The following is a 20,914-nucleotide window of genomic DNA, read 5'->3' on the forward strand; positions in this document are numbered from 1 at the left end:
GCTGCCCGATCTCGCCTATAAAAATCAACTCGCCTGTTCGCGGTCGAACTGCATGCGTAGTCGCCTGACTTCATCCATCTGCTCATGCGACCAGAAGACAAGCGGTTTCAGCATTTCAAGCAGGCTTCGGCCCAAAGGTGTCAATTCATAAGACACTGCCACTGGCGGTCCGGGATCGACGGTGCGGGTCAAATAGCCATCACGTTGCAATCCGCGCAGGTTTTCGGTCAACACACTTTGTGTGATGTCTCCGATACAGCGCTTGAGATCGCCAAAGCGTTTCGGCTCATCCTCCAGCGCAAGGATGATGATCATCCGCCATTTGCCCGTCACATTGGACAGTACGGAACGGATTGAGCAGTTGGAAGCTTCTGCCTTGTTGGCAACACCAATTGGTAGCATATCAATCTCTGGTATTGTTTCAAAACTTAATCGCACAATAGCGTCACGTTGGCCTCGGTACAACTCCCTGAAAATTCGGGCAGTAGCCTCAAGCATACCAGGTCATTTTAAAGTACGTAATTGAAATGTAGTATGAGTTTGCTACCACGTATCCAGTAGATACGAATCACAGGAAATCAACATGTCCCCCAAAGAACTTGTAATCGCACTTTTTACGGCTGCCTTTGCTGAACATGACCCGCAAGCAGCGCTACAGCTCGTTACCCCGGACTATATTCAGCACAACCCGCAAGTCCCGACCGGAGCCGAAGGCCTGGCCGGCCTGATCCCTTTGGTCGAACAATCCGGGATGACTGCAACTACCCACCGGGTCATCGCCGAGGGCGATATGGTTGTATTGCACAGCACGTTCGACAACGCGGACGCTTTTGGTGCACCGACCCTCGCCGCCTTTGACATATTCCGCGTCGAGAATGGCAAAGTTGCTGAACATTGGGACAATTTGCAGCCCGTTCCCGAAACAACAGTGTCGGGCCGTGGCATGACAGATGGGCCGACCGAGATCACCGATCTTGAGAAAACAGAAGAAAACAAGGCGCTGGTTCTGGGGTTTGTGCGTGACGTTCTGGGCGGTGCCGCGCCTGAGAAAGCTCCGATGTATTCCGAGGTCTATATGCAGCACAATCCAATGCTTGCCGATGGGATCGATGGCCTGATCGAGGGCACCAAAGCCTGGGCAGAGCAGGGGAATGTGATCACCAAATTCGAGCCGCAGATTGTGGTGGCCGAAGGCAACTTTGTCTTTGTCGCCTCAGATGCCACCGTCAGCGGGAACCCTTGGGCCTTCTTCGACCTATGGCGCGTCGAAGATGGAAAGATCGTTGAACATTGGGACGTCGTTTCGCCTACGCCAGCCGAAATGGCGCACGAAAACGGCAAGTTCTGATCTTCGAAAGGGATGGCGGGTCAGGCATAAATGGCCCGCCAACCCAAAGCAGACGTTGGAATAAAACCAAACGTCAATCGGTCAGGATCATTTCAGCCTTCCTATTCACCACGTGCCTTTGCGCCGCTGACTTTGGCACCTGACACCTTAGCACCGGACACCTTGGCCCCGCTGACCTTCGCGCCCGAGACCTTGGCCCCGCTCACCTTGGCGCCCGAGACCTTGGCTCCGGACATCATCGGTGCGTCATACTCAAAGTAGACGTCCAGCAGCACGTCTTCGATCTGACCGGCTGCGATATCCATGCGGATGGTGTAATCGGCCTGATCGTAGTTCCAGACGCGGATGTCATTGGCCATCTGGTAATCCGCTGCCGCGACGCCCGAAACCGAGGGGTTCATCGGCGCGCGTGCGGCCTGTTGTGTGGTGTCCGGCGCGTTAGCGTCATTGCTGGTCTGCAGCTTGAAGCCATGGGGCAGGTTGCCACCCGTCGCGCTCTCGCCTTCGCCATGCACCAGAAAGATCGTGGGTTCTGGCATCTCGTAATAGGTGCCGTCATAGGCGAAGCCGTAAATCCGGGCCAGTCGTGCATCGCCTCCGAACTGGTCCCCGATGAAATTATTGACGCCGCGACCCCTCCGGCGGCCATCCTGCTCGATGAACAGCTGCTCCGAGTGACGGTTCGCGATCTGCTGCCAGTGGGTATGTTTGAACTGACGTCCGCGGCGTATATAGACAAACGAGTCGTGCGGAACCTTCTTCCGCTTGTCGAACTTGAACTTGTCGCCGTCCTTGATGACCTTGTAGATGCCGGACTTTTCGTTTGCCGCATCCCCGACCTGGACCAGAACACGATCGTCTTCCCGGACATGTACGCCGTCGATTTTGGTGAATTTCTTACTGAAGTCGTAGTCTTCCTCAACCTCTTCGGCCAACCGGACCGAGCGTTGTTTCAGTTTTAAATCACTTAACTCTCGCCCAAACAGTAATACCTCGGAAAAACTGAGTAAGGACTCAGACATATCACTTTCTCCCTATCGGGGGTCGACGCTGCCGATTGCCTCGCCTGTCCCGGTTTGCGCATTCAGTGCGCGTTGAATGTCACTATTATCACCCCGTGCGCGTAACCTGCCACAATAGCGGGGGAAAAACAAAGACTTTAAGGTTCATTCACCTCGGGTGACAGCGTACGAACCGACGCGGCATGGCTCGTCCCGTCGGGCTTGGTCAAACGGGGGCCGGGCGCTGTCAATCCGATGTGGCGCATGCGGAAATTGCCTTCGATAATCTGCCGGAATGCGCCGCCGGTGACCTCGTGATCGACCATGACCAAGGCGCGTTCAACGCCGAAGTAGCTCAGCATATCGGGGTCCAATTTCTCCCACGCATCTGCAAGATAGGACCCCAGCAAATCACGCGCTTCGATCAGGGCAACCCGAAAGCCTTCGGGGTCGGCTGCGTAATGTTCGTCGAACAGGTCCTGCATGATCGCATTGTATTCGTCGGTCCCTTCCAACTCGTCCGAGAGCTCCTCCATCTCCGGGTCGATCACGTCATGTGCTACCAGTCGTTCGTGGTAGATATCGACCAGAATATCGAACATCGCCCCGGTCAATGGTTCCGACAGGGCGTGTTCGCTGGACCATCCATGCGAGAATTCAGAAAGCGTCCGGTCATTGGCGGCGATCCGAATTTGCGAGTTCTGCGACAGCTCGGCAAAGCGGCTCAGCCGGTTATAGGTATAAAGGTTGCCGCGCGTGTTTTTCAGCAATTCATCCACGACCGAGCCGAAATGCAGCGACGCCAACAGCGCCACCATATCGGCCGCCGATTCATGGAACCCATAATATTCGCCGGTCGCATCCTCTTCGGATGGCATGCCGACCACGCTGTAGATGATGGCATGGCCGATCTCATGCGCGACCACATCGAAGTTCAGGCTATAGGGGCGGTATTCGTCACCGATATCGCGAGTGCCACCGGTTTCCAGAAATCCCCAACCGATATGCGCGTTATCTAGACTTGGCAGCAACGATAGCTCAAGCCGCTCGAAATCACGCGCGAAATGCCAGGGGATCGGGCGATTAAAATAGCCCTCCCACACATCCATGGTGAAATGGGCCGCTCCGAACAGATGGGCGGCTTCAAAGGCCGGGTCCTCGGGATCGATATGGATGAAATTGCCAAACTCATCGGGCTCGGGCGGCGGCAGGATATAGCCGTCCCATGCGGGCAGATACATCTCGGGGCCGTCTTCACCCTCGATCATCGCGCCATAGGGGGTCGTTTTGTCGACCGGGTACATCGCATACATGCGGGGGCCCGATGGGCCTGGGCCTATGGTCCCTTGCGGGGCCGATATTTCGACCAGTTCGGGCTTAGAATTCGGCTCTAAAAAGGGCGATTGCGGATATAGTAAGAACCGTGTGCCGGGGGGGTCATTCTCTGAATAGTCGGGCCAGATTGCCATTTTTCCCTCCCGTTATCCGCCTGCGCGCAGACCTGTTGCCAAGCCTGGCTCTTGATCAACCTGATCGCCGCTGGTGTGGCAAAACAGGAACTCGGCTTCAATCAGATCGACCAAGGCATCGCGCCCCTCAAGGCCATGCCCGATCGCGTAGGAGTCAAGATCATCCGGCACCCTCTGGTCAAGACGTGTTTCAAAATACCAGACCAAGGCACGCGTTCGAATTGCGGCGTTGCTCGGGTCCAGCGGCAGCGCCGCTTTGCGCTGGGCCCGGTCGCGCAACGCGCTGTAGTCGCCCGAGCGTCGAAGCTCGGCTAGCAAAGCGGCATCCATTGTCTCGGCCAGCGTTTGGATTGCGATATCGACACGGGATTTGTCGGCCAGCATCGCCTCGTACTGCACAAGGGTCAGGTCATTTTCTTCCAGCCATTCGAGCAAATCCGCATGGCGGGGTAGCCGGGCCTCCAGCCGATGTTCGGTCATCTGCTTGACCACGGCGTCTTTATCCGGGTCCAACCCCTGTCGGCGGGTCTCGTCCTTAGACAGCAAGCCTAACGCTGCGCGATCACGCAGATGCGCGTAGAGAACCGGATCAAGCCGCAGCTCATCCACTAGCGCCCGCGCCTCGCTATCCTGTTGTGCGGCTTCCCGATCCACACGAGCGCAGAGGTCACGCCAGACCAGCGTCCGTTCGGTGCGATGTGAGTCTGACACATTCGTTCCAGCATTCAGAAAGCGGGCCATCTCAGCCAGCATCGCGCGGGCGTCATCCCCTTTCGCATCCACCTGTCCCTCGGGCAACCATCGTTGAAAGGGTTGCGGGTCCGAAACGCCCTCAAGGATGCGATCCCAAACCCGGTCACGGTAGTGCAGGTCTTTCGCCTTTTGCTGCAACGCGTCGCCCGTCTCAGACGACAACACACTCGCTGTCTTGGCTTGCGCAATGGTGGCGCGGATCGAGACCATAGGCTCGCTCAGCGGTGGAAAGCCAAGCTCGGCAGGGCCGTGCAGCACCGCTACCTCGTCATCATCTTCGATGGCACCATTCAGGTAACCCTCAAAAATCTGGCCGATCCCGATCATCCCGAAATCCGCCAGCTCTGCCGCGCGCAGCGCACCCATGCTGGCACTACCAAAGACCGGTATACCTTGCTCCAAGGCCCACAGGATTTCCTTGTGCCAGACCGAGGGCACCCCGTCGAAATACCCGTCTATAATCCCGATCGCACGCGGCTTTTCCCGCACTGCCCGATACACATCGCCCTGCTGAACCGGGGGTAGAATAGTGGCGTTCAGATGTTCGCGTACGGCTTCGGCCCGTAGCGTCGGCCCGACAAAAACAACCACACTCATGACATCACCGCTCGCGCACGGGGGCCTGCGACAAAGTCGGGATCGTCATGGGGCGCTTCCAAGCCCGGTATCACCGCGCGCACCACTGCGATGTCAATTTCGGGTCGCGACAGATCAACAGTGACCACCTGATCTATGCCTGCCTCGGACAGGCGCGCCAGCAACAAAGACAGGTCATCCGTGAAAGATCCGGTCACGTAGGTTGGGCATTCGGTGAAATCACCGATGGGCGCCGAGCCATCGATCAGTTCGCGGATGTATCCGCTGCGCCAGTTCCGGGCAGTGTCTGAAAACTCTTCCGGGTCCAGATCATCGCGCGCCCCTGAGATATAGGTCAGCCGTGTTTGCGCCGCTTCGGTCAGCGCCCGCAGTAGGGCAATGGCGCGATCCGGGTGGCAGCCGTCGCCGATGCCGATATGGCCCGTCGTGCCTCCGCCCTCACAGATCGCGCAGCGAAAGCTGGCGATGCCGATGTCCGAGGTCGTGTCCCAGATTCCCAAATCAAGCCCCGCCGCAGAAATCTGTTCCATCGCCTGAAGGCAACGCGGGTCGTCCACTGTACGGGGATTAACACGCGGGGTTGCGCCCTGATGGTGCCACAGCGTTGTGGCGTCACGCTCGATCAACTCGCAGATCGCGTGGCAACTGGCTTCGGTCACGTTGTTACCGGACGCCAGCCCGTTTGTCGTTCGCGGAAACGCCCGCTGCCCAGCCACGGGCGAGGTGGTATAATCGGTGTCCACCATCTCATACGGCACCCAGCAGGGCTGGCCCGAGGGCAGATCGCGCCCCAGCACCCACAGTATCGCCTGATGAGGGTCGAACTGCCCGCCGGTGACGCTGGGCAGACGGTCGGCATCGACCACATACTCCACCGCCAGATCAGCAAAGCTGGACAGCCGTAGCGGCAGTTCGATCCGCTCTGCGTGCCAGGATTCAATCGCTTCCATCACGCCCGAAGCCCGGGCTGCGCTCAGCGACAGCCCCTTGCCCAGCGACACCGCGACCGAGCGCGAGTTTGGCCGCGTCACCATCACTGTCGGCAATCCAACCCGGTCCAGTCCCGTCAGGTTGGCGATCCGGGTTATGCCCATCTGCTTGAGGAATGGTTTGACGATGGCCAGGGTCTCTTCCGGGTCGCGCAGCCGGTGGGTGTCTAGCACATAAGACTTCTGCGAATTCCCGGACATCCAAATGACCTTGCCAAATATCTGATAAACCATCGTAACCCGCCGGGCGGATCATGTTGGCGTCAGGATGCGGGATGAATGCGTAGTGGTCAACCGCGCACCGGCCCGGCAATCCACGCTTGCATGACCCGCGCGCTGCCGTTAAACGAGCTTCCGCATCGCCTCAATAGCTCAGCTGGTAGAGCAGGTCCTTCGTAAGGACAAGGTCGGGGGTTCGAGTCCCTCTTGAGGCACCATATAATCTATGAAAAATTAATCTTATCAATTATTTGCATGTTCATGTAGCTCTTTGATCCACCCTTTCATCCACCTTGTTCACCTTGTAACGGTCAATGTTGCTGGGGGACAAATCTCATAGTTCGATAGCATCACTTACAAGATATATGCCGAAACGTTGAGCGCTACCTAGCGCTGAATCCTGTGGCAAGTCTAAGGCCCACATCACACGGCGTTCACGAACCGAAGCACAGACGCCTCAAAGCGTGCGTGGACCAAATGCCGCGACAATTGCTGCGGTTAAAGCATGGTACGAAGCCCAAGGCATTCAATTCCTGGATGCAGGTGATACGGCCAATGGGGTTGGAGTGGTTTTGGTCAATAAAGGTGACTGATGAAAAGAACACCTGGAGTTCTTTGACGACGTCCCGGCTTGGTTGGATAAACCAATTTCAAAGGAAGTACTAAACAACCAGAATTCTAACTTGCACATGTTGTTCAGAAACATTTTTTTCCTGGTATTCATAGATTAAACTGGTGACCCCTGTTCTCAGGTCTGACAGTGCATGGCATCTCATTGGGCGAATAGAGACCTTCGCGCAGTAAAATTGCCTCAAATGGTTTCAGTGTGGGCAGGATGGTTTCGGCAAATCGTCCTCTTCTCTGACGCAGCTCGGGAAATAACTCGAAAACCTCGCGCAGTGTTGCGCGATCCATCGCGTCTAGAGAAGTATCGCCGGGGAAAAAGGACTCGGACCACACGCCTTCAACACAAATTAGCTCATGTTGGTCAAAGAGTACGTGGATGTAATGAACTTCTTGGTCGGGTGGGAGTTGGAAAACCATTTCACCATCCAGTAAGCCCTTGGCAGGCGCTAGCATTAAGCTTTCGCCGAAACACAGCTGCATGTCTGGCGAGGTAACAGCAATCCGATGTTGTGGCGAAACCGTCAGATCCCGTGTCGGGCATTTGCGTGAGAAACTACCTGCACGAAAACGAACCGGACAGAGATGCGGACTTTGCTGTAAGTCGCCAACGGTGAGGCGTCGTTTTCCGATCCAGCGAACAGGCTTTGCTGTTCCATCGAAAACTGTCACTAGGTCGCCGGGTTGCAAGGTCTCAATTGGTTGTGAGCCCAGAGGTGTCAAAACCTTCGACCCCAGTGTGAAGCATACAAAGGATGGCAAAGTGTCGTAATCTGAAGGAGGTGCAGTAACGATGCTGTTGTTTGTTTTTTCTATCGTGTCACCGACATCCACATCGCCAGATGTAACAATGATGTACTGGGGGTTGGAAAACTGAACCAGTGTGAATGTTACAGGCTGCCCGCCTATGTCACCGCTATAGGTTTCAAACGTTTGAAAGTTGGTAGAGTCACCTAAGAAATTAGGTACCCCCGAAACGTCGAGCTGCTGGCTTCCATCTGCATCAGGATCTTCAAGCGTATCATCATTATCAACAATCTCTACCTGATAAGAGTTAAGCACGGTGACGTCTGTGAAGCTTAACGGATCATTGTCAATTTCAAGAATCGTAATGAAAGCCAAAGCGCTATCCCTCGATGTACAACCCAATCAATAGCTCAATTGGAAGAATGCAACCTAATGGAGAAAAGATAAAGCTCTGTTACGGTACCGAGGCTGCTTTGGAACGTGCCGTAGGGAAAGGTCAACTAAAAACTCAGATTTGGACCTGACTTCTACTATAACCGCTAAACCTGCTAAACGGCGTAAGCAGAATTTAGGTTTCTGCCCCAACAACGTCTCCTGAGTGACAAAATTCACTGTGATTCAACGACTAAGTTGGTTGAGTGCAGTGAATGAGTAGCAAGGCAAGTTCCAGATGAAGTTTATCCCCGCAACCGCCCAATCAGTCGTCGTCCACGCGTACGAGCTGGCTGCCAACGAATGGGAAAAGAGCATGGCAATGTGGGCGGGTAGTCAACTCATGGCGCTTTACGATACGCGCTCGGTGCTTTTGCAGGAACATGCCGACATGTGGGCCGAAAAGCTCAAGACACGAGATCCTCTTTCCACGGCAAAGAGATGAAAACACGCACCTCAGATAGCATGAGCGAGGCCTCTGATTATCTGAAAGCCTTCGCACACGATGGGCGATTGCACATTCTTTACCACCTTTCCGAAGGTGAAAAATCTGTTGGTGAATTGGTTGACGCTTTGTCGGTTCGCCAAGTGCCGGTTTCACAAAACATCGCTCGTTTGTGACTTTGCGCCTGGACATCTCCTTGACCAGTTGCATGGCCTATCTGGCATCAACATTGGGGTCTGTGATGGTCCAGCGAACGTTGGATAGGTTCTGCTCTGTGCTTTCCCTTAAGTACTGGGTCAAACATCGCCTTTTGTCCGTCCTTGGTTGCTTGCAATAGAGGTACCATATTACCTCTCAGAAAGTAAGAACAGGAAAGGAACATCCACGCAAACGTGAGGTAAAATAGCACTTAACGACTTTTAGAAATTTACCTTTGTTTTCAACGAGAAGTTTAATTAGGTTTCGGGGAAACAGGATGTGGCCGGTACGAACCAAATTTGAGGCAGGATTCCGTTGAGCCTGCTGTTGAATAAATCCAAGTTGGGGCATCGGCCAAACCTTAAGAAGCTGACTAGGTGCGAACACTATGGATTCACTTAAGTTAAATGAAATTCTGAGGTACTTGGCCACGGGCGCTATTCCTCCAATCTATTTGGTGATTGGATTCAAAGAACCTCTAAATTACTTGCTACTAGAGAATGCCCCAAGCATAGCTCTGGCGGGTATGTTTTTGATTTCCTTCTTAATCGGCTCTGCTTCATATTCCATGTATCGCGCATTAATTTACCCCGTCTTACTTTATTGTGCCGTGCGCATTGTGGGGAGCGACTCGACGCCACTCGATATGGATATTACTCGATGGAAAAACCTCGCCAAAAATGGAAACTTGCAGAAATACTTATCTGAATGGGCATCGCAAATTCACTTCATGTATGTTTCATCCGTCCTAGGTCTCTTAACAATTGGGGTAGCCAGATTGGAGAACCTTTCCGCAACAGAATCAAACAGCTACCTGGTTGCGTTTTCACTGCTCTTATTCGTAGCGGCCTTCATAAGCCATTGCCGCTATCTCAAAAGAGAAGCCGCGACTTTTGAGAGAGACGCTCACATCTGATTGCATTGGCCTGGTGAGGAGCCCATGAACGGGACTGCTTCGGGTAAGTTGACGGAGTGGCCAGGTTGTCGTCATCCGTGCTGATTACTTTGTTTAGCGCCCCTCGCTGTGAGAAACGACCTGACCTTCGCTGTCGGACCCACGAAACGCAACAACAACCTGTGGAAGGTCAAACTTGTTTCCTGCATTGTGGAAAGGAAGGGCGGCGCAAACCTTAGGGTAATCTTAGGGTGGTATTCCGAATAGCGACAAAATTAGCGCATTGGTTTTGCCGACTAAGGGCTTGGTATTGCTTTTTTCTTTGGGAGTTGCGTAGCATTCCCACGCGATACTGCGCATGAAATGGTGCAGGATCGAAGCAACGGGGGCTACTGTGGCGGCGTACTCTGAAGCAAGGTCAACGCTCAAAGGGATCGAGGTTCCATTCGACCTCGTTGGTAAGCCTGCCGGTGTCTTCTTTCTGTTAAACGAGATTGAGCGCCGGAAATCGCATGCAAAAAAGGCGACGGATAGCGGGCCGTTCGAACTGAAGCCATTCATGCTGGTGGATGAGTTTATCTTTAATCAGCGTGCTTGAGACATGGGTTCCATTTCAGACCACATCTGACGTTTTTACCACTCGTTAACCAACTTTTGGGCATGGTCCTAGGATTGGTACATGGAGCGGTAGCCATGAAAAAGTCGGCGATACTGGACAATCTCAAAGAGGTCATAGGCCGCGATAAGCAGAGGTTCGGTAAGCTAGTTAAGCACGATGGGCAAGGTGGCTTTTCAGAGGAAGAATTGAAGGGACTAGAAGAGCTGAATGCGCGCTCCGCTCCGCCCGACGCTATCACTGAACCAGCACACTCTCCATCGTATGTGTATCGAGACCGACTTTCACGAAAGAATGCTGCTGGTGGTGGCCTGATTAAAGACGAGGATGGGGTTAACCGGCCTCACTATTGGGGGCATCGTGAGCGACTGCGGCAACGCTTTCTCAAAGGCGGTCACGATCCAATGCCGGAATATGAGCTTTTGGAGCTGCTGTTGTTCAATGCAATTCCGAGGATCGACGTCAAACCTTTAGCAAAACGTCTACTGGCTGAGTTCGGTGACCTGAATGGGATCATTGCAGCCTCAAAGCACCGAATTCTCAAGGTGGATGGTGCTAACGACTGGGTTTTCTACCACCTGCGCGTTGTAGAAGCCTTCGGGCACAGAATGGCGCAGGCACAGATAATGAAACGGGATGTTGTGTCGTCGTGGGAAGACTTGGTGACTTACTGCCGTACCGCAATGGCGCACCGTGAAGTGGAACAATTCCGGGTTGGGGATGATAGACAACGCCGCTATTGGGAAAGCGATATGCTCTGACTAGTAGTCAACGAAAACTGCAGCAAGGTAGGTAGCGCCGTAAAGCTCTTGAGCAGTAAGCAGTCGTTTATTTTGTCGGTAGGGCCAAGGATCTCGAACGACAATCTCCGTGAGTCTTTGTTGCCCGAAGTTGTCCTCAAGCCAGGTCATACTTGTTAAAAGCGTAGCGTGCCCGAGAGAACCGATTATTACTGGAATATCATCTGCTAGATAGCGTGATGCGTTCTGAAGGGCAAAGGGGTCATGGATCCCAAACTGAACGTCGGTGTGCGTTTCAAGTTCAGCGTAAAACTCATCACCGCGCTCGTCAGTCCAGTATCCCTCTACAGCTTTAGCGATGTTTGGGCCAACACTCGGAAGACAGGGAACATTTGGCCCGTAGACCTTCTGCACAATATCTTCTTGGGAAACTCTAAAGCCGTAAAGTTCGAATGCGGATTCGATGCAGGCAGCCCAGCACCACTGGTCACATTCTTGTAGAGCAGTAACGCGATTGATTCGGAACCCGACACTACATTGTCGCACCATCCCTCCATTATACGGGAATGCGTTACCACAAATGTACTCTGCGTGGGCCTCGTTTGCTCCAATTGAATTTGAAAGTCCGAATGCAGAAAAAGCTGCTAATTGTTTTATTGTGCTTCGCCGGTCCATTGTATGTCTCCAGCTTGACTAGAATGTTTGACTACAAAGATTTTAGGAAGTTCATAGGTTCTAAATTCGGTCGTTCTATCGGATCATCTTATCAGAAAAGTCAGTGATTTGCAGTAGCAAGGGTATACGGATATTTTGATAAGAACATTTTTCGCATTCATGGCCATCTCGCTCGCCACCTCAGCAATCGCAGGTGGGCTGCATGTCCGAGATGCTGATACCATTGTTGTAGATGGCACACCTGTTCGATTGAACGGCGTTGATGCGCCCGAACTCGGCACACAGTCGGGTCAGAAAGCCAAGCGCTGGATGGTCAACTATCTTCGCGGCAAATCCATAGAATGCAAACTGAACGGCGAACGCACCCATGACCGCTGGGTTGGGGTTTGCTTCGCCGACGGACAAGACATAGGTGCCGCTGTAATCGCCGCAGGACATGCGCTCGATTGTAAGCGCTATTCTGGTGGAAGGTATCGCCACCTGGAGACACCAGCGGCTAAATCACGGCTCAGACGAGCCAAGTATTGTAGGTAGCGTTGAGGGGGTTAATAAATCTGCAAACGTTCAACGATGAAAGAAATGGCCCCACAATTTGAAGTCTAGGGCGTTTTAGTGTTGATTCAAAGTGATGAGTTAACACTCGTTAGTCGTAGTTTCGGATTGGCAAGTTTTCAAGCTACGTTCCACGACTATCACGTCTATCCAGAATAATCCTAGCGACATCATTATCAGGACAACTCCTGTCAGGTTGAATTTCCATTCGCGTCCCAGGTCGTCGAACACCTTTTTATCGACCTCGCCCTGCATGTTAGCAAGAACGCTCGCAAAGTCTCCCGGATCGCTTCTTGAAATTGTCAGCAAGCACAACTCTTCTCTTGTCTTGATCGATGACCATGTTGCTGAAAGTAAAAGAAAAGCGCCTAAAGCAGATGAAAGCATTGAACCTATTGCAAGGATACCGGGCCAACTACTTGAAGCGGCCAAAAGCACGCTGAAGACAAATAGTGCGATAACTATGAGACCAATAAACCACGAGACGCTTGGCCGCTGAATTTTTTTATACTGGGCCATGTACGCATTTCGCTGTTTTAAGCCGATAATTTGACAAGATTTCTTTTGTCATCGAAGAGAATTTCAAAGCTTTTTCACCGCTAATACAGACGTCATTGCACTCGTAGTGCCTCGAAGACTTCTTTTAAGTAATGGTCCTTCTTGCAACTGCGGTTTGCGCGCACTGTATCCCAGCTTCCTCCTTAGCTTTGTTACTAGATTGGTAAGCTGTACCACCTGTCTCTTAAGTCGCAGTATCATCATGTTTTTTTCTGATAACAGGGCTGTTAGCTCTGCATTTTTTTCCTCGAGCTCGCGCTGCTTCTCAATTCCAACCGCCACGGTAGCTTCAGCCGTCGCAAGCTCTTCAGCGCTGGTATCAAGCGCAAAATTATGCTTCAAAACATGAGTAATTGTTGCAAAGTTCTTTATGTTTGGCGCGTTCCGAAGTGTACCACTTTCAAGCTGAGCAACACGTTGTTCAGATACCCCAATCAACCTACCCAGCTCCGCGCGTGTAATACCTCTTGAAGCTCGCATCTCTTTGATCCGATATGAAAAAAGCTTTACGGCATCCAATACTGCCTGCGCTTCAGCCAGTTCATCCTTCGTGGAGCCTAGAACTTCCGCTAGCTCATCCAAGTTCAAGGAAAACAAGTCGGTTTCAGTGTGGTTCGTGTTGGTCATGATATGATCCATTATCTCGACGCTCTAGTGTCTGTCGCAATGCACTATCCAACTCGACTTGAGAGGAAGTAAACGCAGGCAACACATGCAGTACTCCGTCAAAAGTAGTTTTGTACTTAATCGTCATAAAGATAGATGCTGAAGATCCTCCATTCCGATAGCTATCACTAAGAAAAGTAAAAACGTCCTCTTCGCCGACGACCCGCTCAAAACAGTCTATTGCCCCGGCTTCTTGCTTTGAGACCTCTTTCAAGAGGTTATACGCCTCCAACTTATCTATTACCGGGATTTCTTTTTTTCCCAACATTTCAATAGCTTCACATAGTGAACAGTGATGTCTAAGGCGAACATGACGCATTTTCTCTAATTCCAAACTAAAGCTATAGCTTTAAAAGTCAACAGGTCGCCTTCAAGCGACTCATCCTCAAATTATTTATTGTTGCGAAAAAATAACAAGTTTGATTAAAGGCAAGTATCGTCACGGAGGCAAGCAGTGAGCTTGAATGACTCGTCGCCGCACAGGTCCGCTTCACCTTGCGCAAGCTCTAGGTCAAATGCCTCAATGAACGGCGCAATCAATTGCTCGTCCAGCATATAGAATGACGTCGCATCCCGAGATCCGCGCGATAGCACACTATCCGCATTCCAGCCCCAACGTCCCCGACCTGCATGGGCATCAAGCCAATTGTGGATCTCATGAAGCCGATATCCGAACCCCTCCTCGGGAACGAGCACACGCACCTTGATAGGGAAATACTTCTCATCTGCTGCTTTCTTCGGGGATCTGCTGCGAGTTGCCATTAAGCCTCGATAACGTCGATTAACTCGGGCCCGTCATCATCGCGGCCAATCGGCGCGACCTTGTGATAGCGCATCCGTCCATCCCATTCCGTGCCCAAGTTCTGCGCTTCGTCGTGGTCAATCTCGCCTGACATCCACGGCACCAGGTTCTCGTTCGTTAGAATTACCGGTGACCGTGCATGTATGTGTTCGATTTGATGCAACGCAGGGCGGGTGAGAATTGTGCAGGTGTTCAGACCAGGCGAGAGGCGCGAATAGAGGCCTGCGAAATACATGCAGGGGTCATTGGTATCTGTCTTGATAACCCATGGCTGTTTGGCCCCCTTGGGGCCTGTCCATTCATAGTAGAAACTGGCGGGGATAATGCACCGGCTGCTCTTCCAAGCGACTCGGAACGAACCCAGTTTATGCGCCGTTTCTATCTTTGCGTTGAAAGTGGTGGGCTTCCATTGTTTCACGTCTTCCTTAAACCAGTGCGGTACAAGCCACCAGCGCGCCGTAGAGCTTATCAGCCGGTCGTCGTGGATGAACGCCATATCCAACATCTGAGTTGGCTTGACGTTCCAGCTCATGGACAGGTCTTTGGCGTTTGGATCGCGCTCAGTTGGGATAGGAACGCCGTTCACGATCCAGTTCTGCAGATCATAAAGCTCTGCCCATGTCATTTCGGGTCTGCCGAGTCGTCCGCACATTCGGTGAGCATAGCGGAGCGGAGAAACGTTTAGTGAACATTTTTTGTTTGTTCAAGCCAAGAAACTAGTTTGACGGGTTCTCACGCCATTCCACCAAGCTTTGCATGAAAATCAACCAGAATGACGACCCCGGGAGGATTGGGCCGCCATTCTCACTCTGTAGGTTAGCCGTTGCTGGGGGGTAAGACCCCTGCCTCTTCTGCAACCTGAATCTCGTTTTGATCCAATGTGCCATCGCCATTGGCGTCCATGGCAGAAAAGGTCTCTGCATCAACGTTCGGGGCGACAGCCTGCACCTCTTCGATGGTCAGTACACCATCTCCGTTGGCGTCTGCAGATTGTGCGGCGACCAATGTGGGTAATGCAAAGGCGACCGCTGCAAGAACTGCGACTTGTTTGGTTTTCATTGTATTCGCTCCTAAGCGAGAATTGGGTGTTTCTGTCCAGACACGAACTAGAAATACACTTGTGCACGCAGCGTCACCCGCCATACGTGAATCGATAGATTATGCGCCAATCTCCGCGTGTTTTCATGAGTCGCTCGCGCAAAGGTCTGCTGGGCAAAAATCCCCTAATATAGCTAGGCAATTAATGCCCGAGCTGAACCGTGTAATATGGCAATGCTCCGCTCAAAGCCTCTGACATGTTTGGTTTCGCGGGTGGTGGTCTTTAATAATGCGGAAACCCATCAGGAGTTTTGAGATTGAATGTCATTTAGCAGACAAACCACCGTTGCGCTGCGCGTGCTCAAAGGCCCACTTTTGGAAATGTTCCAGCGCGAAACCTTCGTTTCCGCCAGTGAATGAAACCTACGGGTTTTCAATTGCTTCAAAGAGAAGGCACCCCAGCTCTTAAGCAGGAGCCTTCATTTACCGACTGACGCACTACCAGTGGTTTGCATCATCAAGTGGACCAACGCATCGAGAAGGGCCTTTGAGTGGTTTGAATTGCTCTGCAGACAGGGATTGACCAAGCCATCCCTCCGGATACTGGAGTGGCAAAGGCGGCTGAGCATCGGCTTCTGTGATGTGAGCGAAGCCCACCTTCGAATAGAAGTTGATGTCACCGTAGGTCAAAGCAACATCCACCCCACTGTCTCTTAGAGCTTGAAGCGCGTGACCAATCAGGCGTTGCCCAAGTCCTTTACCCTGCTGACCGGTTGAGACCCCGACAGGTGCGAGAACGAAAACCGTTCGATCATCTTCCGGATATGTCATCCGTGTGAAGATGATGCAGGCCAAGATGTCCCCATTCTCGACCACTGAGAACACGCGCATGTCGTTAATGGTCAGCGAAGATAGCATTTCGGCGACCAACGCCTCTATCACCCCGCCAGCTTCGGGTCCTTCCGATGCAGAGAATGCGTCCAAAAACATCGCGATGATGTCATCAGTTATATCATGGTATTCAGTTGTGATTTCCATGGTCGGTTCCTGTGGATCAGTTTATCTTGGGTTTGGCCTCCGTCCAGGCTAACAAAGGAAAGAGTGTCCGCTACGTAGGATATTGCTGCCATTTAACCGCAACCCAAAAAAAGACTGAAGACGGCCCAATGCGGCCGTCGGTGAATCATATTCGTAAAGCGGCGCGTGAGCGAAATGCCAAATTTTTGCCCCAGTTCGAAACTACCCGTTTCGAATGAAAAAGCTGACTTTGATTTTTTTGCTCGCAGTTGGTCAAATGGCGTGCGACAGTCGAACACCCCGAGAAAGAATGTTTGATGAGTTGAGAGCACAGCGCGATGTCATCACGCCTTTTCCAAAGCCAGGTTTCACATATGCCAGCTTCGACACCGGCCACGGTTATCAGGTCGAATATCTCAGCCCCGACGGACGTGCTTATCTTTGGTATCCAAGTAATCGGAAATCAGTAATTGGTGAGTGGAAGACCCTGTTAGATGAAGTCTGCTATCGCTACGGATCGAACACCTTCAATCCACAAACACTACAACGCGGCGGGTCGTGGAACTGCGAGTATGCCGGAATTCTGGGGTATCGCGTCACCGCGTATCAGCAGGGCGATATTTTTAACCTAAAGTCTGGAAGCCTTCCCTACGTAAGAGAGCGCTGCGACCTGCCGAAGGGATTGGCGCACGCAAAAAAAGTGAGTTGTAAATGAGAATTGTCCTATCTGCGTTGGCGCTTGTTCTTATGAGCCATTCGGCAGCTACTGCATGTACCAACATGAAGCGTCTACCCGTCTTTAATTACAAAAAGCATGCGACCGGTGAGCCGAATTTTTCGGGACCGAGCTCGAATAACGGACGCTATATCGTTGTTCGTCATAGCGGCGGCATCTCCAAAGTTAAGATATACGCAAAACGCGGGGCAAAGGGCTTGTTTACACGCACTGGAACAGGTGACCCGCTTCCTGTGACTGTTGCCGTTACAGAGAACTTGTGCACGCAAGGCAGTAAAAACCTCTTTACTAAAAAGTTCCATGCACGCTTGAAAGATACCTATACTACGCAGTTTTATGCACCTTTCGCGGCGGCGCAGAATAAGTCTCAAGCAATTTCACTGGCCCAGTCCGTACTGCGGGCAACCTATTGTCCCAAGGGTGAAATCAAGCTGAACCACAAATTTCAGTATGTGGACAAACAAGGCAAAAAACCTGTTGTCAAAACCGCTCCCGCAGCGGCCCCATGGGATAGTCCGCCGTTCGATTCACAGTGGACAATTCAACTGACCTGCTCGGAATGGCGCAAGCTTCAATAAGTCCCGGCCAAGTGTTTGGACCAAACTGCATGCGGTAACTTCGGCTTGTTCCGTCGATGAATGCTGGTTCAGGGGATGATTTGCTGCGGCAACGTCTATCGCGATGATGGTCCATTGTTAGGCCGTCAAATAACTGCGCACATCCGCCATTCAAGCCCTACGCAGCATTATGTACTTTGGGCTCAAAGCCGACATCCGACTATACCGGAGTGATAGCGCAGATATCGATGCGTTCTGACAATTGGCGTGCCGAATACCCCCCATTTATAGCGGGCTGAATATGGCGGGGATTTTGAGCTATACTGTGCAGGCCTCCCGGTTCGGGAGAAGGGGAAGAACCCACCATCTCACAAATGATTGAGAGTGAAGGTGGTGAGGGGCTGGATGAGGGGGTCTTAGCCAGCCCCTCTCTCTTGAGGGGGTATCCGGAGTGGTAGTGTTGTTCCGTTAAACCCAATCTACCCCGTTGGCGCCTTGTCCGAAATTGGGGGATTCCCGTAGCCGAAATAGTTCATAAAGCCGCCACACATTATTCATGAATTCAATATACATGATTTGTGCGGCGCGCCATCATGGGGATTAACGATTTCAATGAGGGGGTACGAGTTCGGCGCGTCGTATCTCCAGCCAGCAAAGCTATTTTCTATGCAAATAGAATCCTTGGTGCGATATTGTTGTTTCATCAAGACCGGTGGGAAATCAACATGCTATCTATGGATCCGTGTGAACCATTATAGGAAAAACCTGGTGGAAAAATGCTGACGCGTTTGTTGTTAATACTGGCGTTTCTTTTGCCCGCGCGACTCGCTGCAAACCCCACGGCGACTGACGAACTGAACACGTTTCGAAAAAGCCAAGGTCTTCAAGGGTTAGTCTATAGTCGGAAGTTGGAGAAAGCCGCCAAGTCTCATGCTGAAGACATGGTGAAGAAGGGCTTCTTTTCGCATACCGGCTCTAACGGCTCTAACGGCTCTGACGTGGGTAAGCGAGTGCGCAATGAAGGCTACGAATGGTGTTTTGTGGCGGAAAACATTGCCAAAGGTCAAATTGGTCTGGAAGCTGTGATGTCGGCTTGGGCGCAGTCACGGGGGCATCGTGCCAATATGCTGTCATCCAAGGCCCAGGAGTTTGCGCTGTACGAGGCGGCGGATAGTACCTGGGTGATGGTTCTAGCCGCCCCGTGTCGGTAGTCTTGTGCTGAGAATCGGCCAACCAGCAATTTAGCGCTCCGCTATGACGCGCTGTCAGCAATTCACACCCTAGTGTAATCTAAGCTTTAGTGTGATTGTACCTGAGTTTGGCCTTTTGAAGGATTGATAATGGCTGATGAACAGTCCCTATTCAGAACCACATTGGAGAACGCCGGGATTAGTGTCGATGACGCTTCGATACTCATTGCGTGTCTCGCGCTGATAGTGTCGTTCAGTGCGATAGTTCAAACAGCAGGCGTTCGGCGCAAAGAATGGCGATTGGAGGCGGTGGCGTTGGCGGCAGAGGCATCTGCGCGGGCCAGAAGGTGCCAGCAATTGGTTTGTGAACTTAGGCCAACAGTAGACGCAGTTTTCTCACTTGCGGGAATGGCTGGATCAGATTTGCGAGATTCATACCATCGAGAATTAGACAGGTACGAGAAGCATGGAAAAGAAGTCAAGAAATTCACGGAAGAACAACTGCAAGCTCTAGGGTCGATGATTGGTGCAAGGTTCAATCTGCAACACAGAATTCAGGAGTCGACCAAGACGCTGCACGACATTCGCGGCACGGAAGAAACTCTTGTTGCAATGACAAGCAGGTTCACAGACGAACTTATGGATGCCCGGAATAGAAAAAACCCGACACGAAGTTAGTGTGCCGGGATCTTCGGATACCCGTTCCCGTTTTTAGCCTTCAAGACGCGTCGTAGACCCAGGGTCACCTATCCACACCAATCCGTTTGCTGTTGGCCGCGATGTACGCAAGCAATTCATCCAGATCCCCGAACCACGCAAGTCTTGGTTCTTTGGTGTTTAGCTCGTTAATGACCATCTCCTCGAAAGGTTCGGTGATGTGGGAAGTAAGACGCTCGACCCATTCGCGTACATCATCCTCATCCTTCATGTTTCGCGGCAAGTAAATCATAGCCGTTTTTTTCTTCGTGCCTTTTTTGGCTTCCAGTTTGGAAATTCTGCTTTTTACGCTCATGAGTCCTGCTCCAGTTTGCTGATGTGTTTACTTATCGTCACGACTGCTTCCTTCCATTTCGATGTCCGCCGCAGCGAATGCTGCTTCCCGCTCTTCCTTGGTCATGTCTTCGATTAGCTTTCCACCTGCTTTGATGGCAAAAACACGCAGCTCGAATTCGCTTTGGCTTTCACCATCGTGCGGATATATCCGACCAATGAGGTCATGTCCCTGGAAGTCATCCCGACTGACACGAAATTCCTCGCGGCTGTTCTTTGGGATCTGGGTGATGAGGGCCATTAGCGGCCCTCCCCATAGTATAGGGTTGCGACAAGGCGAGCAGCGGCTTCTGAGAGGCCGTGCTTGCGGCGAATGGTGCGGACTTGGAGGTCTACGGTTCTCATGCCGCCACCTCGTTCACCTGGATCAGTTCCACCTTGCTGACGAGGAAATAGATGCCGAACTTCTGGCGTCCGGTGTCTGCATCGCCCCGATACATCTTGCATTCGATGTTCACGCCATCATCGCGCCGCAGCGGCAGCACTTGGTCCGAGAGGCGGCAGTAGCTGGCCGCATAGAGAGGCGACCGCATCAGGCCTTCAAGGACTTGGCGCTTATGCTTGGACGCATAGATTTCGCGCGGTTCCTGACCCGGATCATTGATCCTGTAGAGCGCCGGGGCTGTCAAGTTGGGAAGGTCTGCCCAGCGATACACGCGCAATGCGTTTGCTGGAGGGAGCTCGGCTTCTATTGTTTGGTCCTGTTTGAAAACCATCTTTTATTGTCCTTCTGTTGTTGAAAGACATCGGGCTTTCGGCTATTCTCTCAGTACCACCTAAAAGAATTCGCCTCTGCCCGTGCCTCGGGTGGGGGTTTCTTTTAGGCAGCAACCTGTTTCTCGATTGCAGCGTCGATATCGGCTTCGTTCCAATAAACGCGCAGACCGAATTTTATTGGCTTAGGAAGGCGGCCTAGTTCTACATCGCGGTAGACGCTGGACCGGCTGCGACCACCTAGTTTGACTTGCAGGTCTGGGAAGGAAAGCAGTTTCATAGCTGT

Annotated in this window: 28 protein-coding genes and 1 tRNA gene; 12 read left to right on the top strand and 17 right to left on the bottom strand. The window is 52.2% G+C overall.

Features of this window, described 5'->3' with window-relative positions; all coding sequences use genetic code 11:
• Positions 1 to 24: 24 nt before the first annotated feature.
• Positions 25 to 402, bottom strand: a complete 378-nt coding sequence (locus ACR0MP_RS15795) for a winged helix-turn-helix transcriptional regulator (RefSeq protein ID WP_170397987.1) — start codon at positions 400 to 402, stop codon at positions 25 to 27.
• 181 nt (positions 403 to 583) lie between these two features.
• On the opposite strand from ACR0MP_RS15795, the gene ACR0MP_RS15800 reads away from it, so the two are divergent.
• Entirely contained in the window at positions 584 to 1,348 is a 765-nt protein-coding gene (locus tag ACR0MP_RS15800; RefSeq protein WP_170425438.1) for a nuclear transport factor 2 family protein, read from the top strand.
• 101 nt (positions 1,349 to 1,449) lie between these two features.
• On the opposite strand, the gene ACR0MP_RS15805 is transcribed toward ACR0MP_RS15800, so the two are convergent.
• The 4 genes from ACR0MP_RS15805 to ACR0MP_RS15820 form a co-directional block, all read right to left on the bottom strand.
• Positions 1,450 to 2,370 carry a pentapeptide repeat-containing protein gene (locus tag ACR0MP_RS15805; protein WP_170397991.1) on the bottom strand — a complete coding sequence of 307 codons (921 nt, stop codon included), beginning with the start codon at positions 2,368 to 2,370 and terminating at the stop codon, positions 1,450 to 1,452.
• A 137-nt stretch (positions 2,371 to 2,507) separates the two neighbouring features.
• Positions 2,508 to 3,818, bottom strand: coding sequence for a gluzincin family metallopeptidase (locus ACR0MP_RS15810; protein WP_170397993.1), 1,311 nt, complete (start codon positions 3,816 to 3,818; stop codon positions 2,508 to 2,510).
• 12 nt (positions 3,819 to 3,830) lie between these two features.
• A complete protein-coding gene (locus ACR0MP_RS15815; protein WP_480887325.1) occupies positions 3,831 to 5,168 on the bottom strand; it encodes a TfuA-like protein in 1,338 nt (445 codons plus the stop codon).
• Positions 5,165 to 6,391 carry a YcaO-like family protein gene (locus ACR0MP_RS15820; RefSeq protein ID WP_480887323.1) on the bottom strand — a complete coding sequence of 409 codons (1,227 nt, stop codon included), beginning with the start codon at positions 6,389 to 6,391 and terminating at the stop codon, positions 5,165 to 5,167. The genes ACR0MP_RS15815 and ACR0MP_RS15820 overlap by 4 nt, the downstream gene beginning before the upstream one ends.
• A gap of 127 nt (positions 6,392 to 6,518) precedes the next feature.
• Between ACR0MP_RS15820 and ACR0MP_RS15825 the strand changes: the two genes are divergently transcribed.
• Positions 6,519 to 6,594: transfer RNA gene (locus ACR0MP_RS15825), tRNA-Thr, on the top strand.
• A 502-nt stretch (positions 6,595 to 7,096) separates the two neighbouring features.
• Here the strand turns inward: ACR0MP_RS15825 and ACR0MP_RS15830 are convergent.
• The gene (locus ACR0MP_RS15830) at positions 7,097 to 8,122 is read right to left on the bottom strand and encodes a Hint domain-containing protein (protein WP_480887321.1); all 1,026 of its coding nucleotides are present in this window, start codon (positions 8,120 to 8,122) and stop codon (positions 7,097 to 7,099) included.
• A gap of 295 nt (positions 8,123 to 8,417) precedes the next feature.
• Here ACR0MP_RS15830 and ACR0MP_RS15835 point away from each other — a divergent pair, with 295 nt between their 5' ends.
• From ACR0MP_RS15835 to ACR0MP_RS15855, 5 genes are all read left to right on the top strand, one after another.
• Positions 8,418 to 8,624 (top strand): hypothetical protein, encoded by a 207-nt coding sequence (locus ACR0MP_RS15835; RefSeq protein WP_480887319.1) that lies wholly within the window; start codon positions 8,418 to 8,420, stop codon positions 8,622 to 8,624.
• Positions 8,621 to 8,800, top strand: a complete 180-nt coding sequence (locus tag ACR0MP_RS15840; RefSeq protein WP_480887317.1) for an ArsR/SmtB family transcription factor — start codon at positions 8,621 to 8,623, stop codon at positions 8,798 to 8,800. Before ACR0MP_RS15835 ends, ACR0MP_RS15840 begins: the two co-directional genes overlap by 4 nt.
• 410 nt (positions 8,801 to 9,210) lie before the next feature.
• Positions 9,211 to 9,738 (top strand): hypothetical protein, encoded by a 528-nt coding sequence (locus ACR0MP_RS15845; protein ID WP_480887315.1) that lies wholly within the window; start codon positions 9,211 to 9,213, stop codon positions 9,736 to 9,738.
• A gap of 337 nt (positions 9,739 to 10,075) precedes the next feature.
• Entirely contained in the window at positions 10,076 to 10,315 is a 240-nt protein-coding gene (locus ACR0MP_RS15850; RefSeq protein WP_170408022.1) for a hypothetical protein, read from the top strand.
• A 95-nt stretch (positions 10,316 to 10,410) separates the two neighbouring features.
• Positions 10,411 to 11,094, top strand: coding sequence for a JAB domain-containing protein (locus tag ACR0MP_RS15855; protein ID WP_480887312.1), 684 nt, complete (start codon positions 10,411 to 10,413; stop codon positions 11,092 to 11,094).
• Here the strand turns inward: ACR0MP_RS15855 and ACR0MP_RS15860 are convergent, their stop codons facing one another.
• Positions 11,095 to 11,748: a hypothetical protein gene (locus tag ACR0MP_RS15860; protein ID WP_170408026.1), complete on the bottom strand. Its 654-nt coding sequence runs from the start codon at positions 11,746 to 11,748 to the stop codon at positions 11,095 to 11,097.
• A gap of 159 nt (positions 11,749 to 11,907) precedes the next feature.
• Between ACR0MP_RS15860 and ACR0MP_RS15865 the strand changes: the two genes are divergently transcribed.
• Positions 11,908 to 12,282, top strand: a complete 375-nt coding sequence (locus ACR0MP_RS15865; RefSeq protein WP_170408028.1) for a thermonuclease family protein — start codon at positions 11,908 to 11,910, stop codon at positions 12,280 to 12,282.
• 99 nt (positions 12,283 to 12,381) lie between these two features.
• On the opposite strand, the gene ACR0MP_RS15870 is transcribed toward ACR0MP_RS15865, so the two are convergent.
• The 6 genes from ACR0MP_RS15870 to ACR0MP_RS15895 form a co-directional block, all read right to left on the bottom strand.
• On the bottom strand, positions 12,382 to 12,819 hold the full coding sequence (locus ACR0MP_RS15870) for a hypothetical protein (protein WP_170408030.1): 438 nt from the start codon (positions 12,817 to 12,819) through the stop codon (positions 12,382 to 12,384).
• 63 nt (positions 12,820 to 12,882) lie between these two features.
• Complete coding sequence (locus ACR0MP_RS15875) at positions 12,883 to 13,485, bottom strand: helix-turn-helix domain-containing protein (protein ID WP_170408032.1); 603 nt, start codon at positions 13,483 to 13,485, stop codon at positions 12,883 to 12,885.
• 462 nt (positions 13,486 to 13,947) lie between these two features.
• The gene (locus tag ACR0MP_RS15880; RefSeq protein ID WP_480887308.1) at positions 13,948 to 14,286 is read right to left on the bottom strand and encodes a hypothetical protein; all 339 of its coding nucleotides are present in this window, start codon (positions 14,284 to 14,286) and stop codon (positions 13,948 to 13,950) included.
• On the bottom strand, positions 14,286 to 14,978 hold the full coding sequence (locus ACR0MP_RS15885; protein WP_170408036.1) for an SOS response-associated peptidase: 693 nt from the start codon (positions 14,976 to 14,978) through the stop codon (positions 14,286 to 14,288). The genes ACR0MP_RS15880 and ACR0MP_RS15885 overlap by 1 nt, the downstream gene beginning before the upstream one ends.
• A gap of 164 nt (positions 14,979 to 15,142) precedes the next feature.
• Positions 15,143 to 15,385 (bottom strand): EF-hand domain-containing protein, encoded by a 243-nt coding sequence (locus tag ACR0MP_RS15890; RefSeq protein WP_170408038.1) that lies wholly within the window; start codon positions 15,383 to 15,385, stop codon positions 15,143 to 15,145.
• A 477-nt stretch (positions 15,386 to 15,862) separates the two neighbouring features.
• A complete protein-coding gene (locus tag ACR0MP_RS15895; protein WP_170408040.1) occupies positions 15,863 to 16,402 on the bottom strand; it encodes a GNAT family N-acetyltransferase in 540 nt (179 codons plus the stop codon).
• A gap of 289 nt (positions 16,403 to 16,691) precedes the next feature.
• Here ACR0MP_RS15895 and ACR0MP_RS15900 point away from each other — a divergent pair, with 289 nt between their 5' ends.
• The 4 genes from ACR0MP_RS15900 (at position 16,692) to ACR0MP_RS15915 (ending at position 19,542) form a co-directional block, all read left to right on the top strand.
• Positions 16,692 to 17,096: a hypothetical protein gene (locus tag ACR0MP_RS15900; protein ID WP_480893826.1), complete on the top strand. Its 405-nt coding sequence runs from the start codon at positions 16,692 to 16,694 to the stop codon at positions 17,094 to 17,096.
• On the top strand, positions 17,093 to 17,695 hold the full coding sequence (locus ACR0MP_RS15905; RefSeq protein WP_170408044.1) for a hypothetical protein: 603 nt from the start codon (positions 17,093 to 17,095) through the stop codon (positions 17,693 to 17,695). Before ACR0MP_RS15900 ends, ACR0MP_RS15905 begins: the two co-directional genes overlap by 4 nt.
• Positions 17,696 to 18,450: 755 nt before the next feature.
• The gene (locus ACR0MP_RS15910; protein WP_480887302.1) at positions 18,451 to 18,885 is read left to right on the top strand and encodes a CAP domain-containing protein; all 435 of its coding nucleotides are present in this window, start codon (positions 18,451 to 18,453) and stop codon (positions 18,883 to 18,885) included.
• 129 nt (positions 18,886 to 19,014) lie between these two features.
• Positions 19,015 to 19,542 carry a hypothetical protein gene (locus ACR0MP_RS15915; protein ID WP_480887300.1) on the top strand — a complete coding sequence of 176 codons (528 nt, stop codon included), beginning with the start codon at positions 19,015 to 19,017 and terminating at the stop codon, positions 19,540 to 19,542.
• Between the two features lie 64 nt (positions 19,543 to 19,606).
• On the opposite strand, the gene ACR0MP_RS15920 is transcribed toward ACR0MP_RS15915, so the two are convergent.
• The 4 genes from ACR0MP_RS15920 to ACR0MP_RS15935 form a co-directional block, all read right to left on the bottom strand.
• A complete protein-coding gene (locus tag ACR0MP_RS15920) occupies positions 19,607 to 19,876 on the bottom strand; it encodes a hypothetical protein (RefSeq protein WP_480537294.1) in 270 nt (89 codons plus the stop codon).
• Between the two features lie 27 nt (positions 19,877 to 19,903).
• Positions 19,904 to 20,155, bottom strand: a complete 252-nt coding sequence (locus ACR0MP_RS15925) for a hypothetical protein (RefSeq protein ID WP_480887298.1) — start codon at positions 20,153 to 20,155, stop codon at positions 19,904 to 19,906.
• A gap of 100 nt (positions 20,156 to 20,255) precedes the next feature.
• Positions 20,256 to 20,630: a hypothetical protein gene (locus tag ACR0MP_RS15930; RefSeq protein WP_480887296.1), complete on the bottom strand. Its 375-nt coding sequence runs from the start codon at positions 20,628 to 20,630 to the stop codon at positions 20,256 to 20,258.
• 104 nt (positions 20,631 to 20,734) lie between these two features.
• The gene (locus ACR0MP_RS15935) at positions 20,735 to 20,908 is read right to left on the bottom strand and encodes a helix-turn-helix transcriptional regulator (RefSeq protein WP_480887294.1); all 174 of its coding nucleotides are present in this window, start codon (positions 20,906 to 20,908) and stop codon (positions 20,735 to 20,737) included.
• Positions 20,909 to 20,914: the final 6 nt, after the last annotated feature.

It is taken from the genome of Ruegeria sp. K3, assembly GCF_056531845.1.